This window comes from Kitasatospora cheerisanensis KCTC 2395 (assembly GCF_000696185.1).
In the GTDB taxonomy this organism is placed as follows: Bacteria; Actinomycetota; Actinomycetes; order Streptomycetales; family Streptomycetaceae; genus Kitasatospora; species Kitasatospora cheerisanensis.
This window is the reverse complement of the sequence record NZ_KK853997.1, coordinates 7,930,286-7,947,419: the sequence shown is the minus strand read 5'-3', so window position 1 is coordinate 7,947,419 and position 17,134 is coordinate 7,930,286. Positions and strand designations below refer to the sequence as shown.

General features: G+C 72.8%; 13 protein-coding genes and 1 pseudogene. 6 read left to right on the top strand and 8 right to left on the bottom strand.

Annotation, left to right across the window (positions count from 1 at the left end):
- Positions 1 to 25 precede the first annotated feature (25 nt).
- The 3 genes from KCH_RS35690 to ku all read left to right on the top strand — a co-directional run bounded on the left by KCH_RS35690 (position 26) and on the right by ku (position 3,571).
- Positions 26 to 667 (top strand): hypothetical protein, encoded by a 642-nt coding sequence (locus KCH_RS35690; RefSeq protein ID WP_157032339.1) that lies wholly within the window; start codon positions 26 to 28, stop codon positions 665 to 667.
- 429 nt (positions 668 to 1,096) lie between these two features.
- Positions 1,097 to 1,996, top strand: a complete 900-nt coding sequence (locus KCH_RS35685) for a hypothetical protein (protein ID WP_035870243.1) — start codon at positions 1,097 to 1,099, stop codon at positions 1,994 to 1,996.
- A 489-nt stretch (positions 1,997 to 2,485) separates the two neighbouring features.
- The gene (ku, locus tag KCH_RS35680; protein WP_035870241.1) at positions 2,486 to 3,571 is read left to right on the top strand and encodes a non-homologous end joining protein Ku; all 1,086 of its coding nucleotides are present in this window, start codon (positions 2,486 to 2,488) and stop codon (positions 3,569 to 3,571) included.
- A gap of 221 nt (positions 3,572 to 3,792) precedes the next feature.
- Here the strand turns inward: ku and KCH_RS38355 are convergent, their stop codons facing one another.
- Both KCH_RS38355 and KCH_RS35670 read right to left on the bottom strand, forming a co-directional pair.
- Positions 3,793 to 4,500, bottom strand: a complete 708-nt coding sequence (locus KCH_RS38355) for a hypothetical protein (RefSeq protein ID WP_051653820.1) — start codon at positions 4,498 to 4,500, stop codon at positions 3,793 to 3,795.
- A gap of 170 nt (positions 4,501 to 4,670) precedes the next feature.
- A complete protein-coding gene (locus KCH_RS35670) occupies positions 4,671 to 4,955 on the bottom strand; it encodes a hypothetical protein (RefSeq protein ID WP_035870239.1) in 285 nt (94 codons plus the stop codon).
- Between the two features lie 218 nt (positions 4,956 to 5,173).
- Here KCH_RS35670 and KCH_RS35665 point away from each other — a divergent pair, with 218 nt between their 5' ends.
- The 3 genes from KCH_RS35665 (at position 5,174) to KCH_RS35655 (ending at position 7,915) form a co-directional block, all read left to right on the top strand.
- On the top strand, positions 5,174 to 6,160 hold the full coding sequence (locus KCH_RS35665) for an endonuclease/exonuclease/phosphatase family protein (RefSeq protein ID WP_051653819.1): 987 nt from the start codon (positions 5,174 to 5,176) through the stop codon (positions 6,158 to 6,160).
- Positions 6,161 to 6,357: 197 nt separating this feature from the next.
- Positions 6,358 to 6,999, top strand: a complete 642-nt coding sequence (locus KCH_RS35660; protein ID WP_035870237.1) for a dihydrofolate reductase family protein — start codon at positions 6,358 to 6,360, stop codon at positions 6,997 to 6,999.
- Positions 7,000 to 7,141: 142 nt separating this feature from the next.
- Complete coding sequence (locus tag KCH_RS35655) at positions 7,142 to 7,915, top strand: phosphatase PAP2 family protein (protein ID WP_063750240.1); 774 nt, start codon at positions 7,142 to 7,144, stop codon at positions 7,913 to 7,915.
- Here KCH_RS35655 and KCH_RS35650 read toward each other — a convergent pair.
- The 6 genes and pseudogenes from KCH_RS35650 to KCH_RS35625 all read right to left on the bottom strand — a co-directional run.
- Positions 7,898 to 8,581 (bottom strand): response regulator, encoded by a 684-nt coding sequence (locus KCH_RS35650; RefSeq protein WP_035870236.1) that lies wholly within the window; start codon positions 8,579 to 8,581, stop codon positions 7,898 to 7,900. The genes KCH_RS35655 and KCH_RS35650 overlap by 18 nt on opposite strands.
- A gap of 30 nt (positions 8,582 to 8,611) precedes the next feature.
- Positions 8,612 to 10,024 carry a sensor histidine kinase gene (locus KCH_RS35645; protein ID WP_157032338.1) on the bottom strand — a complete coding sequence of 471 codons (1,413 nt, stop codon included), beginning with the start codon at positions 10,022 to 10,024 and terminating at the stop codon, positions 8,612 to 8,614.
- Positions 10,025 to 10,269: 245 nt separating this feature from the next.
- Positions 10,270 to 15,519 (bottom strand): DUF7507 domain-containing protein, encoded by a 5,250-nt coding sequence (locus KCH_RS35640; protein ID WP_167574186.1) that lies wholly within the window; start codon positions 15,517 to 15,519, stop codon positions 10,270 to 10,272.
- Positions 15,520 to 15,789: 270 nt separating this feature from the next.
- The gene (locus tag KCH_RS35635; protein WP_035870232.1) at positions 15,790 to 16,122 is read right to left on the bottom strand and encodes a DUF1330 domain-containing protein; all 333 of its coding nucleotides are present in this window, start codon (positions 16,120 to 16,122) and stop codon (positions 15,790 to 15,792) included.
- A 125-nt stretch (positions 16,123 to 16,247) separates the two neighbouring features.
- Positions 16,248 to 16,817, bottom strand: coding sequence for a GNAT family N-acetyltransferase (locus tag KCH_RS35630; RefSeq protein ID WP_035870230.1), 570 nt, complete (start codon positions 16,815 to 16,817; stop codon positions 16,248 to 16,250).
- Between the two features lie 107 nt (positions 16,818 to 16,924).
- A pseudogene (locus tag KCH_RS35625) lies at positions 16,925 to 17,134 on the bottom strand (SARP family transcriptional regulator); the annotation flags it as partial.

Below are 17,134 nucleotides of genomic sequence, written 5' to 3'. Positions count from 1 at the left end.
CCGAAGGCAACAAGAAATGGAACCAATGGGAGCTGACGGAGACTTCGGAATCTCCGGGCTCGGAATGAAGATCAATGGCGCTTTCGGCCCGGCCGATCGGACCGCAGCCCTGGACTTCGTCACTACCCGCCTGGAGCGACGAGGCCCCTGGGAGGCCGCAGCGCTGAGTTCCGACGCCAGTCGTCTCATCGCGTCAACCCTGTCCAACCCGGAGTTGGAGATCCTCTGGCTGTCCACGACCGGCAGGCGCTTCGACGCGGAATGGGGGCCGGGCAGCATTCGGGACCTTCTGACGGATATCGTCGCATTCAGTTCCAAATTTCTTCGGAAGGGCGATGCTGATGCCTTCCTGGCACAGTCTTCCCTGACCGACTCCCCAGAAATCCGACAACTCATCCTGGAGGAAATCGACACAGTCCAAGAATCACTGGTGGGGCGGTGCGACCCGTCCGTCAGGGACAGGATTATTCCGCTACTGAACAAGACGGTGGGAGAAATCGGTTCGGATCTCGGGATGCGCCTCTTCCTTCGGGCCATGAAGACATCCTTCGCACCCATCGGACTCACTCGGCTGGCCAGACTCGAAGCCCTGGGTGAAAGGATCGGCTACAGCGACCTTGTGGTCGCAGACGGAACCCTCAATACTCATTTCGACCTGACCGACTGAGCCTCGGTACCGGGCCGAGAAGGGGGCGGTGCCAGAATGGCACCGCCCCCTTCTCAGCTGAAGCCGGGTCTTTGGCCGAGAGCTTTGCCGACCTGCGGGCCGTGGGCACGCAGAAATCCCTCACCGGCCAGCGCGCGCCAGGTTGCCGGTCAGGCCTGTTCGAACTTCACCAGGGACAGTCCGGAAGGAGCCCTGCAGTTCCCGGCCTCTTCGATCGTCGTGAACAGGCCTTTGCCTCGTCCGGGCCGCGCCAACTCGGCCTGCCGTGTATGAGCGGTCTGGCGCGGCGCTGTGCCATTCGGTTCAGGCAGGGCACTCGACCAGCCGAAATGGCGTCTTCCCTGCCGAGCAGCGCAGTCGGGTGTGCGGGGGCGGGCCGACGGTGAGCGAATCGGAGGGACAGGCGCCGGCGGCGGACGGAGGTTGGTGGTGGGTGCGTTCGAGGAGGTCGCGGACGGCCTCTACGGCGTGCTGCCCGGCGAGTTCACCGCGGCGCGCGACGAGGCGGTGGCCCGGGCGCGCCAAGACGGGGAGCGGGGGCTCGCCGCGCAGATCAAGGCGTTGCGGAAGCCGACGCTCCCGGCGTTCGCGCTCAACCGGCTGGTGCGCCGTCATCGTGAGGAGGTTGAGGCGTTGCTGGAGCTCGGCCGTGGCCTGCGCGAGGCGCAGGCGCGGCTCGCCGGGCCCGAGCTGCGGGAGTTGTCCGCCCGGCGGCACCGGCTGGTCGCCGCGCTGACCGAGCAGGCCCGCCGGGCGGCCGCCGAGGTGGGCGAGCACCTGGGCGAGGCGCAGCTGCGGCTCGTGGAGCAGTCGCTGCGGGCGGCGCTTGCCGACGAGCGGGCCGCCGAGGCGCTGGCGGCGGGCCGGCTCAGCGGGCCGTTGGAGGAGACGGGCGCGCTGCCGACCGGCACGGCGAAGGCGACCGCGACCGGAGCGGCGGCGCGCTCCCGCTCCGGGGCGGGCCGGGGCCGGAAGGTGGCGGCGGGCAGCAGGTCTGAGGAAGCGGCGCGCCGGGCATCCGCCCTGCGGGAGGCCCGGGAACGGGTCGTCGTGGCGGAGGCCGTCCTGGCCGATGCCGAAGAGGCGAAGGAGGCCGCCGGCCGGGAGGCCGAGCGCCTGGCCTCCGACACCGCCGCGGCCGCCGAGCACGCCCGACGGGCCCGGGCCGCGCTGGAGCGGGCCGAACGCCGGCTCGCAGGTGCCCGCGGCGCCGAGCAGACCGGCCGTGAGGAGCAGCGTGCGGCCCGGGAGAAGGTCCGCGAGGCCGGTGCGGCGCTGGGCCGGGAGCGGGAGCGGCTGGAGGAGCTGGAGAGGAGAGGTGGTCCGTGATGCCGGACCGTGTCGGGGAGGGGCCACCGCGGGAGCGCCGGTGCCGATCGGCCGGGGGCTTCGGCGGCGGCTGGGCATGCTCTCGGAACCGTGCGGGAGCCTCGGTGCCGGACGAGACTGGTCCGTAGGGGTTTCCTCTGCAACGGGGAGTGCAAGCCATGTCCAAGGATGATCCCTACGCCCGGTTCCGCGACGAGATCGACCGGCAGCCGTCGGAGGAGGAACTGCGTCGGCGCGAAGAGAACGCCAGAGGGTGCGCGTGAAGCAGAGAACGATCCGGACACCCCCATCGCCACCGGAGTGCTCGGAGGTGGCGAGCTCAAGGGCGACGGGTCGGTCAGCGGTTCCCTGGGGGCCGAGCCGCAGGATGAGGCGGGCGGCGAACCGTCCGAGCAGTAGCGGCCGGCGTCTGCGCGGTCGACCGGTGCCACTCGGGGGCACCGGCGCCGGGCGGGCCCGGCGTGAGACGGCCGGAGAGGGTGGTCGGTGATGGCGAGGCCTGTGTGGAGCGGGGTGCTCACCTTCGGTCTGGTGACCGTGCCGGTGGCGCTGTACACCGCGACCGACAGCCACAGCGTGCGGTTCCACCAGTTGCAGCGCGGCACCGGCGACCGGGTGCGCAACAAGCGGGTCAATGAGCGCACCGGGGAGGAGGTCCCGTACCAGGACATCGTGAAGGGCTACGAGGTCACCGAGGGCGAGTACGTCGTCGTCGAGCCCGAGGAGCTGGAGCAGATCTCCCCCGGGCGTTCCCGCACCATCGACATCTCCGGGTTCGTCGACCTCGACCAGGTCGACCCGATCTTCTTCGACAAGACGTACTACCTCGGTCCCAAGGGCAAGGAGTACGCGAAGGTCTTCCAGCTCCTCACCGAGGCGCTCACCCGTTCCAACCGGGCCGGCATCGCGCTGTTCTCCATGCGCGGCAAGGAGTACCTCACCGCGGTGCGCGCCGAGGACGGCCTGCTGGAACTGCACACCATGCACTGGGCCGACGAGCTGCGCGACCCGCGCAAGGAGATCGGCGACCTGCCCGACGGCCGGGCCGGGTACAGCCGCCAGGAACTCGCCACCGCCGAACAACTCGTCGACATGCTGACCGTCGACTGGGATCCCTCGGACTACCGCGACACGTACGAGGAGCAGGTCGAGAAGCTGATCGAGGACAAGCTCGCCGGACGCGAGACCGCCGTCTCCGAGGGCCCGCCCGCCGAGGCCACCAACGTCGTCGACCTCATGGCCGTCCTCGAACGCAGCCTCGAAGGCGCCAAGAGCGGCGGGAAGGCACCGGCCGCCGAAGCCGGGCAGGAGTCGGACGGCCGCCGTTCCGGCACCTCGCGCGCCACGCCGAAGAAGACCGGCGGGAAGAAGACCACCGGCACGGACACCTCGCGGAAGACGGCGACTGCGAAGAAGCGCGCCGGCGCGAAGGATGACCTCTCCCGGCTCACCAAGGCCGAGCTGTACGAGAAGGCCGCCCGGCACGACATCGCCCGCCGCTCCACCATGACCCGCGACGAACTCCAGGAGGCCGTCGCCAAGGCCGAACGCGGCCACCTGCGCGCCGCTTCGTAAGCCCCCCAGTCAGCGCGCAGCGAGCTGCGCGGCGGCCTCGGCGGGAAGCTGAGCTCTTCGACGAAGCCGAGCTCGACCTCGATCAGGTGCTTGCCCGCAACCGACGACGGGACGTCCGTGAGCACGGCCCGCAGGTGCTGCTCGGCCCCGACGAGCACCGTCGAGCACCGGCGGCCCCGACGGCTGCACCGACTACCCCGCCTATGCCTGAAGGCTGACGGTCACGCGCCCCCGGCGGCGGGCCCGGTCCGGGTGAAGCGGACCCACCGGCAGCTCCAGTCGTCGTCCGCGGATGCGAACGGCGTGTCGGCGGGCAGGTAGCGCCCCCGGACGCCCTCCTGCTCCCCGTACGTGACGCGGTAGGCGCCGGGTGCGACGTGCAGGACGGCGCCGATGCGGCTCGTCCCGTCCACGTCCAGTGAGAGGTGCGTGGCGGTGCGGCCCTCCGGGGCGGGGCGGGTGTCGGCGGCAGCGACCGCCGCCCAGGCGACGACGGCGCGGCCGCCGGGCAGGTCGAGGGTGCCGGCGGGCTGTTCCTCGGCGGGCAGGGCGCGGGCGGCGCGGCGGCGCGGGCCGTCCCAGGTGCGCGGGATCCAGGACCGCATGACCAGGAAGGCGGCGCTGTCGGCGGCGAGGGCGATCTCGGCGCTGGCCTCGCCGTCGGTCTCCCAGATCAGGGCGGTGTGCTGCCGTTCCGGCCCGAAGCGCACCGTCGCGGCGTCGAGGTCGTCGTCGTCCGGGTGGACGGCCGTCCAGGCGCGGAGGTAGTCGCAGGCGGGGTCGAGGTCCTGGTACGGGTCGGGTCCGGCGCCGCCCCAGTCGGGGAAGGCGTCGGCGTCGCAGATCAGCAGCGGGCCGCCGAGGCTGTTGACGCGGGCGGAGGGCGGCCAGTGGAAGGCGGTGGGCGGGGCGGGCGCTTCGTTGCTCATCAGGAGGGGTGACTGCCAATCAGGTGCGGGGTCGGCCGGCGGAGTTCTGCGAGCCCCTGCCTACCACGGCCCCACGACAACCCGGCTTCCGCCGCCGGGGATGCGAACACCCGCACTCGGCAGAGCAGTTCGCACCCCCGGGCGCGGCGCGGAACGACCGCGGACGGCGGTCAGGCCTGGCGGCAGTTCTGGCCGTTCACCCACAGGGCGCCCTCGGCCCAGCCGCTCTGGCAGGAGTAGCTGTTGGTGCCGTCGGTGAGGACGAAGTCGGACAGCGGTCCCCACCGGTCGTTCTGGCAGTCGCTGCCGAGGACGTTCGAGCCCTCCGCACCGACCACGGCGCAGGTGATCGATTCGCCGGCCCGGTGCCCGCTGTCGGCGGCAGCGGCGCCGGTGACGGTCAGACAGAGGGCGGCGGCGGCAAGGGCGGCGGCCGCGGGGAGCAGTCGGTTCACGGGGGGTCTCCTCGGGTTGATCGGTTCGGGAGGGTGACTGCGCCGATCGTTCCCATCCGGCTTCCTCGGGTATCGACCCGTTCGACTGACCGGGCCGGCCGGCCGGCCGGCACCGCGCCGCACAGCACAGCACAGCACCGGAGCGCACCACACCGGAACCGCCGCCCGGCCCGGCTCGTCCTCTCCCCACGACGGAGTCCGGTGATCTTGGGGGAATCGTGGCTGACGGCTCGTCGGGAGCAAGCGGTGCGCGCGGGCGGCGCCGGTGGTGGCGCCCGGTCCTGACGGGCCTGTGCGCCCTGCTGCTGCTCGGGCCGGCCGTGCTCGCCGTGGTGCGGGTGCTGGGGCTGGACGACGGGACGGTGCTCGCCCTGCCGATGGCGGCGCTGCCGTACGCGGTGCTGCTCGCGCTCCCGGCGCCGGTGCTGTTGCTGATGGTGCGTCGGCGCTGGTTCGCAGCGGCCGCGGCCGTCCTGGTGGGGTTGCAGTTGTGGTGGCTGGTGCCGCGGGCCGTGCCCGACGGGACGGACGTGCCGGCCGGCGCGCCGCGGCTGCGGGTGGCCACCAGCAACGCGTACATGGGCGGCATCTCCCCGCAGTCGCTGGTGGATCTGGTCCGGGCGCAGCGCGTGGACGCCTTGGCGGTGGAGGAGTTGAGCGAGTCGGCGGCGGCGGCGCTGGACGCGACGGGCATCCGCGCGCTGCTGCCGAACCGGGAGATGCCGCCGGGTACGGACACGGCGATCTACACCCGGCTCCCGGTGACGGGGGCCGGGGATCCGGCGTGGCCGACCACGAACGTGACGGTCGAGGTGGGCGGTCGGCCGATCGTGCTGGTGGCGGTCCACACCTACTATCCGCTCGGCGACGCCCGGAAGTGGGCGGCGGGCATGCGGGCGTTGCGCGACGCCGCGCCGGGGCGCACCGGGAACGCGGTGCTGCTCGGCGACTTCAACGCCACGCTGGACCACGCGCCGATGCGGGACCTGCTGGGTACGGGCCTGACGGACACTCATGCGGAGCTCGGGGCGGGCCTGTTCCCGACCTGGCCGGAGGACAACCGCGACCTGCCGTTCCTGCCGCCGGTGATCCAGATCGACCATGTCCTGCACGGCGGGCGGCTGTCGGCGGTGTCGGTCGAGGAGTTCACGCTGGCGCGGACGGACCACCGGGCGGTGGTGGCGGAACTCGGCGTCCGCAGCTGACTCCTGCGCCCGGCCGGGAGCAGCGGCGCCCGGCCGGGAGCGGCGCCCGGCCGGGAGCGGCGGCCGGCCGGGAGCGGCCGGCCGGCTGGCGTCGGCAGGTCGTGGGGCGGGTGTCGGCGCGGCGATGAGTTTTCCGGCTCCGGGCCGTCTACATGTCGACGGTACGGAGAACCGGCTCATCGGACAGGAGTGCAGGCATGGGCCTCATCCACATCGAACTGTTCACGACCCTCGACCTCGTCGCGCAGGCGCCGGGCGGCCCGGACGAGGACCCCGCGGGGTTCCCGTTCGGCGGCTGGCAGGCGCCGCTGCTGGACGACGTCGCCGGCGCGCAGATCCTCGACGCGTACCGGGGCACGGACGCGCTGCTGCTGGGGCGGCGCACCTACGACATCTTCGCCGGCTACTGGCCGCACCAGAAGGACGGGGAGATCGCCGAGTTGTTCAACCGCGTTCCGAAGTACGTGGCCTCCCGCCGCGCGCCGGACTTGCCGTGGGCCGGCTCGGTGCTGCTGGGCCCGGACCTGGCCCGGGCGGTGCGCGAGCTGCGTGAGCGGCACGAGCACATCAAGGTGGTGGGCAGTCTCGACCTGGTGCAGACCCTGCTGCGGGAGAAGCTGTTCGACCGGCTCGACCTGTGGGTGCACCCGATCATGCTCGGCGTCGGCAAGAAGGTCTTCGAGGGCGGCGTGGTGCCGACGAACCTGACCCTGCTGCATCCGCCGGTGGCCGACCCCGTCGGCACCGTGTTCCTGCGCTACGCGCTGGCCGCCGGCACCCCGCGCACCGGCGACATGAGCGCGCCCGACCGGGGCCTCGGCCCGGACGACGCACACTGACCCCACCGCCTCGGCCCGGACGACGCGCACTGACCCCCACCGCCTCGTGCGCGTGGGGGGTGTCAACCCCGACCTTCGTCGGGGGCGGGGCTTGCCGTTCGGGCCAGGTGGCAGGCCCGAACGGCCGCCTACCGTCCGTTCCATGACATCTCTTCACCCTTCCCGGGCGGCCGGTCCGGCCTCCCATCGCACCCCTCCGCAGGCCCGGCCGGTCGCGGCCGCGGCCCTGCTCCTCGGCGGCGGCGGCGCCGCCGCGCTGCTGGCTCCCGACGGGGGCACGGCGGCGGGCTGGTCCGCCGCCGGCTACCGGCGCACCGTGCGGGCGTTCGCGGACCTGCCCGCCGCCGTTCCGGCGCTCGCGACGGAGCTGGGGCTGCTGGTGCTCGGCGCGGTGTGGCTGCTGTGCTGGTGGCGGGCGCGGGGCCGCTCCCGCGCGGCCGTCGCCGGGGTGCTGCTGGCCGGTGCGGGGACGGTCGTGGCGTACGGGCTCAGCGAGGTGCTGAAGACGGCGTTCGACGAGCAGCGGCCCTGCCGGGCGCTGGGCGGGGTGCCGGCGCAGGTGGCGGCCGAGTGTCCGCCGCCCGGGGACTGGTCGTTCCCCAGCAACCACGCCACCCTCGCCGCGGCGCTGGCCGTCGGCCTGGCCGTGCTGCACCCGCGGGTGGCGGCGCTGGTGCTGCCCGTCGGCGTGGCGACGGCGGCCGGGCGGGTCGCGGCCGGGGTGCACTACCCGCACGACGTGCTGGCGGGCGCGGTGCTCGGCGCGGTCGTGGTGGCGGCGCTGCTGGTCTGCGCGCGTCCGGCCGCGGCCCGCGCGGTGGGCGCCCTCGCGGGCGTGCCGCTGTTCGGCCCGCTGCTGCTGTCCCCGAGCGTGGAGCCGGGCCGGCCGAACGCGGCGTCAGACGGACGAGGCTGACAGTCCGGCCTCGTGGGCGAGGACGGCGGCCGCGGCCCGGTTGGGCACGTCCAGCCGGGTCAGGATCGAGCTGACGTGGGCCTTCACGGTGCCTTCGACCACGCCCAGGCGGCGGGCGATCGCGCCGTTGGACAGTCCGGCGGCGACCAGCGCCAGCACCTCGCGTTCCCGGGCGGTGAGCGCGCCCACCAGCCGGCGGGCCGCCTCGCGCCGCCCGGCCCCGCCGCCGGCTCCCGTGGCGGCGAGGTGGGCGACCACCCGCGCGGCCACCTTGGGTGACAGGTAGGCCGCGCCGGAGGCGATCGCCCGCACCCCGGCGAGCAGTTCCTCCGGTTCCCCGGACTTCACCAGGAACCCGTTCGCGCCGCCGCCCAGCGCCCGCAGGATGTAGTCGTCCTCGCCGAAGGTGGTGAGCATCAGCACTCCTGTCGCGGCGCCGGTGCGGCGCAGTTCGGCGGCGGCCGCGAGGCCGTCCATCCGCGGCATCCGGATGTCCAGCACGGCGACGTCCGGTCGGTGACGCAGCGCCAGGTCGACCGCCTCCCGCCCGTCGGCGGCCTCGGCGACCACGTCGATGGCCGGGTCGGTGGTGAGCACGGCGCGCAGTCCGGCGCGGATCATCGGTTCGTCGTCGGCGAGCAGCACCCGGATCGGCGCGGTGGACATCGGTCTCCTCGGTTCGGGGTTGACGGGGGGTCAGGCGGCGAGCAGGTCGCGGGAGACGAGGCGCCCGCCCTGGTAGCAGAGGCGGTACGCGTCGCCGTACCGGTCGACGAACAGGTCCGCGGTGACGGCGTAGTAGTCGCAGCGCACGTCCTCGCCGGGCGGGGGCGCGGGGGCGTGCGCCACGGCGGGACGGTACGGCAGGCGGTGGGCGGGCAGCCGCGGCTCGATCTCGGCCCGGTCCTGCCCGACCTGTAGCGCGGCGTACGCGGCGGGGTCGAGGACGGAGCGGTGGACGACGTACAGCGTCCAGGCCCGCTGAGCGAGCGTCAGCGTCATCGCGGTCGCCACCGGGACCACGAGTGCGAGACCGAGGCTGCGGCGCAGCCGGCGGCGGCCCTGCCGCAGTGCGGGGACTGCCGGGTCAACAGCACTGACCTTGTGCGGAGTTGACGGACGGTCTGGAAGGTGCGGTGTGCGCGGCAGCTGGGCGGTGACGTCGAAACCGCCGTCGCGGGTCGGCGCGGCGCTGAACTGCCCGCCGACGGCGCGGACGCGTTCGCGCAGTCCCGCGAGGCCGTGCCCGCCGCCGCCCACGAGCTGGTCCGGGGCGGTGGCGGCGGGGCCGTTGGCGATCCGCACCGTCGCGCCGTCGGCGGTGTACCCGACGGCGGCCGTGACGGGTGCCCCCGGCGCGTGCTTGGCGGCATTGGTGAGCGCTTCCTGCACCACCCGGTAGACGGCGTGTTCGACCGCCCGGGGCAGGCCCTCGGGGGTGCCGGTCACCTCGGCGCGCAACTCCAGGCCGGCCGCGGCGGCGCGGGCCAGCAGGTCCTCGACCGCGGCGTCGGCCGGGCCCTCGTCGGCGCCGGCGGTGTCGTCCTCCTCGCTGAGCACCCCGATCACCTCGCCGAGGCGCTCGACCGCGGCAGCGGCGCCGGCCCGCAGGTCACGCGCGGCCTCCCGGTGCGGGTCCGCCAGGCCGGGGGCGAGGGTCAGGGCCCCGGCGCGCAGCGCGATCAGGCTCAGGTCGTGGCCGAGCGCATCGTGCATGTCCCGTGCGATCCGGGCGCGTTCGCGCAGCCGGGCCTGCTCGGCGGTCAGCCGCTGCTCGCGCTCCAGCCGCTCGGCCCGCTCCCACCCGGCCCGGGCCAGCTCCCGCGACTGACGCCAGTACCGCCCCACCAGCCAGGGCAGCATGCCCGCGCCGACCGCGACGAGCGTGAACCGCGTCCCCAGCACCTGCCACCCCGGCACCACCCCCGCCGCCAGTACGGCCGCGCCCGCGACCACTGCGAGCACCGCGATCCCCGGCCGCACCCGCTCCTCCCGCATCCCCAACGCGAACGCCAACCCGCCCGCCACCGGCGCCCACCACAGGTGCGCCACCCCCAACCCGATCCCCACCCCCACTGCCACCGGCAGCGCGACCTCGCTCTTTCGCATGCCGACGACCCTACGTGACCGGCCCCGGACCCCGGATCCGCCGAAAGTCATAGCCCCGCCACCGAACCGCGCCCCGGCGGAGCACCCGGGTGAACGGGCGTCAGAACGCACCCGCTCGCACGACGGGGCCGCAGCCGGACGGGCCTTGAACGGCCCCCAACGTCCCCTGCCGGAGCGGACAGCGGGCCGCCCCCGGTACCCGAAGGCACCGGGGCGGCCCACCCGACCTCGGCCGAGGCGGGGCGTTACCCCACGAACCGGCGCGCGGTCACACGGCGACGTGCCCGCACCAGCAGCAGCGCGCCACCGGCGGTCAGCAGTCCGCCACCGGCCATCCCGGCCAGAGCCACCGGCGAACCGGTGTCCGGGAGACCACCCGGACGGCCACCGTGCGGCGGCTCCGGCGGCCCGGCCGGACCGCCCGGACGCTCCGAACAGCCCTTACCTCCCTTGCCCTTCCACTTGTCCTTGTCCTTGTCGTGCGGAGGGCAGAACCAGACCTCGATGCACAGCTCGACCGGCTCGCTCTCCACGACCTGGCCCTGCGGGTCACGCGCGGACGCCGTCGCCCGGTTCGTCACGTGCCCGGCCTTCGCGTCCTCCTCGGTCACCACGTACGTGCCACGGCAGGTCGTGCTCTGGCCCGGCTCCAGCACCGACGCCTCGCACGACACCTGCTGCACCCGGTCGTCCGTGACCACCAGGTCCGACAGCACCACCGATCCGGTGTTCGTCACGGTGTACGTGTAGGTCACCGTGTCCCCCACCTGCACCGGCCCCGGCGTGTCCGCCGTCTTGACCACGACCAGCGACGACGCACCCACCACCGGAACCGTCACCTCCGCCGGCGGACTCTGCACCGGCTCCCCCTGCGGGCCGGTTCCGTTCGCGTGGGCGGTGTTGGTGACATGACCCGCCGTCACATCGGCCTCGGTCACGGTGTAGGAACCGTGGCAGGTCGTGCTCTGACCGGGGTTGAGGGTGGTCGCGTCACACGTCACCGAGGACACCCGGTCGTCCGTGACGGTGACGTTGTTCACGACCGCCGTCCCGCTGTTGGTGACCGTGTAGGTGTAGTTGACGACATCGCCCACACCGAACGGGCCCGCACTGTCGGCCCGCTTCTCGAAGGCGAGTTGACCCGCACCGACGGTCGGAACCGTCACATCATCCGACGGGCTCTCCACCGGCTCCCCCTGCGGGCCGGTACCGTTCGCGTGAGCAGTGTTGGTGACGTGACCGGCTGCCACGTCCGCCGCCGTCACCACGTACGAACCGTGGCACAGCGTGCTCTGACCCGGGTTCAGCGACGTCGCGTCACAACTAACCGCTGCCACGTGGTCGTCCGTCACGGTGATGTTGCTGACGACCGCAGTCCCCGTGTTGGTGACGGTGTAGGTGTATGCCACCGTTTCCCCGACCCGGAACGGGCCGGCCGAGTCTGCCCGCTTCTCGAAAGCGAGCTGACCGGCGCCCACCGTCGGAACCGTCACATCGGCCGGCGGACTGTGGACGGCCTCGCCCTGCGGGTCCGTGCCGTTCGCGTGGGCGGTGTTCGTGACGTGGCCGGCTGCCACGTCCGCCGCCGTCACCACGTACGAACCGTGGCACAGCGTGCTCTGACCAGGATTCAGGGTCGTCGCGTCACAGGTCACCGAAGACACGTGGTCGTCGGCGACAGTGATGTTGCTGACCACCGCGGTGCCCGTGTTGGTGACGGTGTAGGTGTAGCTCACCGTCTCACCGACCCGGAACGGGCCGGCGGAGTCCGCGCGCTTCTCGAAGCCGAGCTGGCCGACGCCGATGACCGGGACGGTCGCGTCGGCCGGCGGGCTCTCCACCGGCAGGCCCTGCGGGTCGGTGCCGTTCGCGTGCGCCACGTTGGTCACATGACCGGCCGTCACGTCCGCCGCCGTCACCACGTACGAACCGTGGCACAGCGTGCTCTGACCAGGATTCAAGGTGGTCGTGTCGCAGGTCACCGTTGCGACGTGGTCATCCGTCACGGTGATGTTGTTCACCACACCGGTGCCCGTGTTCGTCACGGTGTAGGTGTAGTTGACGGTGTCACCGACGTGCACCGGGCCGGCCGTGTCGGGCTGCTTCTCGATGGCGAGCACACCGACCCCGATGACCGGAACCGTCGCGTCGGCAGGCGGGCTCTCCACGGGCACACCCTGCGGATCCGTCGCGTTCGCGTGCGCCACGTTCGTCACATGACCGGCCGTCACATCCGCCGCTGTCACCACGTACGAACCGTGGCACAGCGTGCTCTGACCAGGATTCAAGGTGGTCGTGTCGCAGGTCACCGTTGCGACGTGGTCGTCGGTGACGGTGACGTTGCTCAGGACGGCGGTGCCCGTGTTGGTCACGGTGTAGGTGTAGTTGACGGTGTCACCGACGTGCACGGGGCCGGCGGTGTCGGGCTGCTTCTCCAGAGCGAGCACACCGACGCCGATGACCGGGACGGTCGCGTCGGCAGGCGGGCTCTCCACGGGCACACCCTGTGGGTCGGTGCCGCTCGCGTGCGCGACGTTCGTCACGTGGCCAGCAGCCACGTCCGCCGCGGTGATGGTGTAGCTGCCGTGGCACAGGGTGCTCTGGCCCGGGTTCAGCGACGTCAGGTCGCACGTCACCGTTGCGACGTGGTCGTCGGTCACCGTGATGTTGTCGACCACCGCCGTGCCCGTGTTGGTCACGGTGTAGGTGTAGGTGACGGTGTCACCCACCTGCACGGGGCCGGCGGTGTCGGGCTGCTTCTCGATGGCGAGCAGGCCGACGCCGATCACCGGAACCGTGGCATCGGCAGGCGGGCTCTCCACCGGCAGGCCCTGCGGGTCGGTGCCGTTCGCGTGAGCCACGTTCGTCACATGACCGGCCGTCACGTCAGCCGCCGTCACCACGTACGAGCCGTGGCACAGCGTGCTCTGGCCCGGGTTCAGCGACGTCGTGTCACACACCACCGAGGACACGTGATCGTCGGTCACCGTGATGTTGTTGACCACCGCGGTGCCCGTGTTGGTCACGGTGTAGGTGTAGGTGACGGTGTCACCCACGTGCACCGGGCCGGTCGTGTCGGGCTGCTTCTCAAGCGCGAGCAGGCCGACGCCGATCACCGGAACCGTCGCGTCGGCCGGCGGGCTCTCCACCACCAGCCCTTGCGGATCCGTCCCGCTCGCCTGCGCGGTGTTGGTGACATGACCGGCCGTCACGTCCGCCTCCGTCACCACGTAGGAGCCGTGGCACAGCGTGCTCTGGCCGGGGTTCAGCGACGTCGTGTCACAGATCACCGAGGACACGTGGTCGTCACTGACGGTGAGGTTGTTCACGGCGGCGCTGCCGGTGTTGGTCACCGTGTAGGTGTAGTTGACGGTGTCGCCCAGGTGGAACGGGCCGGGGGTGTCGGCGTGCTTGTCGAGGGTCAGGTGGGCGACGCCGATGACGGGGAGGGTGACCTCGACCGGGGGGCTGAGGACGGTCTCGCCCTGGGGGTTGGTGCCGGCGGCCTCGGCGCGGTTGGTGAGGTGTCCGAGTGCCAGGTCGGCGTCGGTCACCACGTAGGAGCCGTGGCAGAGGGTGCTCTGACCGGGGTTCAGCGAGGTCAGGTCGCAGGTCACCGGGGTCACGTGGTCGTCGGAGACGAGGATGTTGTCGAGCACGGTGCTGCCGGTGTTCGTGACCGTGTAGGTGTAGTTGACGGTGTCGCCGACCCGGACCGGGCCGGTGGTGTCGGCCTGCTTGTCCAGGGCCAGGGAGGACGGGCCGATGACCACGACCGTCGCTTCGGTCTCGGGCGAGGTCACGGGCTGGCCGTTGGAGACGCCGGAGGCGGTGGCGTGGTTGGTGACCGACCCGAGGTCCGCGTCCGCCGCGGTGATCACGTACGTGCCGTGGCACTTCGTCGCGTCACCGGGACTGCCGCGGGGCGCGAGGACGGTGGTGTCGCAGGTGATGCCGGTGACCCGGTCGTCCGCGATCGCGAGGTCGGTGATCTCGGTGCCGCCGGTGTTCGTCACCACGTACGTGTAGGAGACCGAGTCGCCGACGTGGAACGGCCCGGGCGCGTCGGCGTGCTTGATCACGTCGAGGCCGGGCGGCGCCACCACGGGCACGTCCTCCGAGGAGGGCGGTGAGGTGACCGGGTTGCTGTCCGCTGTGCCGGTCGCCACGGCGGTGTTGAACACGTGCCCCGCGGCGGCGTCCTGAGCGGTGATCAGGTACGTCGAGGTGCAGGTGACCGTCTCACCGGGGGCGAGGACGCTGACCGGGCAGGTCACCGGTCCCACCTTGGGGTCGTTGACCGCCAGGTTGTTGATCGGCACCGTGCCGGAGTTGGTGACGACGAAGTCGTACTGGATCTCCGTCCCGACCGTCAGCACGCCCGGCAGGGGCTGGTGGACCTGCTTGACCAGGTTCAGTTCGGGCAGCGGCTGCTCCGTGGAGATCACCACGTTGCGGATCAGGTGCACGTCCGTGAACAGGCCCGTCGAGCCGGCGAAGCCGAACTTGTAGGTCGCCGGCACCGGCGACGGGGCCGGGGTCGACAGCACCTGCTGCATGCCCGCGCCGTCGTTGAAGTCCACCGACACCGTCAGCACCGGGGACGGCGCCGGGGTGAGGTGCACGTTGACCCGGCGGCGCGAGGGCTCCAGGAGCGTCTGCGCCTGAGCGGCCGTCACCCCGGGCGGGAGCGAGGTCAGCGGGCCCTGCAGGGTGCCGGGGAGGGTGGAGGGCCAGGGGCCGCTCGTGGAGAAGTTGCTGGTGGTGGCGGTCAGGAAGCAGTAGCCCTCCGTGCCGTCGCCCGGGCCGCGCACCGTCACCATGTTCGGGCCCGGCGCGGGGATGTGGAATCCCGTGCCGGCCGGCGAGCGCTGGGCGCAGCCGTTGCCGCGGTGCTCCCAGTCGCCGAAGTAGTTGCCCAGCACGTCCAGGCCGACGCCCAGGTAGCCGCTGTCGACGCCCGGCAGGAAGCCCAGGGCCGGGTTGTCGTCCGGCAGCTTCTGCGCGTAGCCGAGGCTGCCGCCGAACGCTCCCGGGTGCTTCAGCGTCACGTCGCCGTTGACCAGGAAGAACGAGATACCGTCCGCCGGGGTCGCCGGGGTGGTGCTGCCGTACTGCCACTGGTCGAACGTCACGTCCAGGCCGTTGCTCGCGGGGAGTGCCTGGTCGAACAGCACTGCCGCGTCCTGGTCGTTGCTCGAGTCGGTGATCCGCAGGTAGCCGAACGGGGCGCTGTCCAGCGGCGGGACGGGGCCCACCTCCGGGATCGGGCAGCCGCCGAGTTGGCGGCCGTCGGGGCCGAGCGCCGAGGACGGCGCACCGGTCAGGCAGGCCGCGCCGGTGGCCACGAACCGGGGGTCCGCGGTCGCACCGGTGAAGTCCTCCTGGAGGAGCGGGGTACCGAGCGCGCGTACGCGCTCCGGTGCCACCGCTGTCCGGTGCCCGGTCGGCACCACGCCCTGGGCCGCCGCCGCAGCGGACAGTCCCGCACTCACCACTCCCAGCGCCGCCGCAGCGCCGATCAAGCGGGCCGCGCGCGAACCTAGTCGCCACGGACCGCGCAAATATCTCGTCATACCGGCGAGGTATGCACGGCCGGAATCTGCACTAATCGCTTAGTACTATCAGCAGCCCAAACAGACAACCCGAATGCCCCAACAACAGGCAAAGCGTCAGGAATGCCGGCCGCCAACGGCACTGACGCTCCGTCAGTGGTCAAGCTGACACGCCGTCAAAACCGTAAGGCGACCTGCCGGGCCCGGAGTTCAGTGCGGGGCTTGGAAACGCTGCTCGGCGCGGTAGCCGGCGGGCACCCCCTCGACGAGGACCACGTCGGCGACCATGTGACGGGTCCGCAGTTCGAGGATCTCGCGGTAGACCGGCGAGTCGTACCAGTCGCGGGCCTGCCGGTAGCTCGGGAACTCGATCAGGATCACCCCGCTCGGACCCCAACTCCCCTCCAGCACCTCGAATTCGGCGCGGTGCACGAGGAAGCGGCCGCCGAACGGGTCGAGCGTGGCGTCGATGCGGTGCAGGTACTCGGTGATGTCGGGGCCGGGCTCGACGGAGTGGACCTGGGCCAGGGCGTAGGCGGTCATCTGCTGCTCCCGTGGTGTCGGGGGTCGGGTTGACGCCCTCGACGGTACGGAGCGGCGCGGCGGGGCGAATCCGTCACGTATAGGTAGCGCGTGCGGCCTCGTACGGGCACCGCCGGTCGGCGCGGTCAGGCGGTGGGCCACTCGCGGGCGAGGACGGCGTACACGTACTCGCTGCCCCAGCGGTCGCCGTCGAGGTCGCTCTCGACCAGGTGGGCCTCGCGGCGCATGCCGAGGCGTTCGCAGACCTGGGCGGAGGCGGTGTTGAGGGCGTCCAGGCGGGCGAAGACGCGGTGGACGCCCAGGGATTCGAAGGCCGTGGCGACGAGGGCGCGGGCGGCTTCGGTGGCGTAGCCACGCCCGGTGTGCTCAGGGTTGAGGATCCAGCCGATCTCGGCCTGCCGGGCGCGGGCGCTGGTGAGGGTGAGGACGACCTCGCCGAGGACTCCGGGACGGTCGGCGCGGCAGACCGCCCACAGCAGGCTGTCGTTGTCGGCGCTCCAGCCGGCGTGGACGCCGCGGTTGGCTATCGAGGTGGCGCAGACCTCGCGGGTGAGCGGCGGGTGGTAGAGGTAGCGGGCGACCTCGGGCAGCGACCGGTAGGCGTGGCGCTCGTCGAGGTCGTCGGCGGTGAACGGGCGCAGGATCAGCCGCTCGGTGGTGATGGCTGCCGGGATGCGCGGCGCGGCGTCGGTCATCGGGTCCCCCTGGTGGTCGGCGGTGTCGGCCGGCGGTCCGGTCGAGGTGCCCGGCCACCCTAGTTGACGGTCGGTCAGGTCAGTGGCCGGGCTGCCCGGGCCGGGGTTCAGCCGCTCTCGGCGCAGGTCTTCGCCTCGTCGAGGTAGCGGGTGACGGGGCCGAGGGTGAGCAGTCCGCTGGCGGCGCCGGCGTGTTCGGTGCGGGCGGGCAGCAGGGCGGCGTGGGCGCGGGCGGCGAGTTCGGGGTGGTGGAGGCGGGCGGCGGCGTGGGCGGTGAGCGCCCAGAGGGCTTCCTGGAGGTGGTCGCGGGGCGGGGC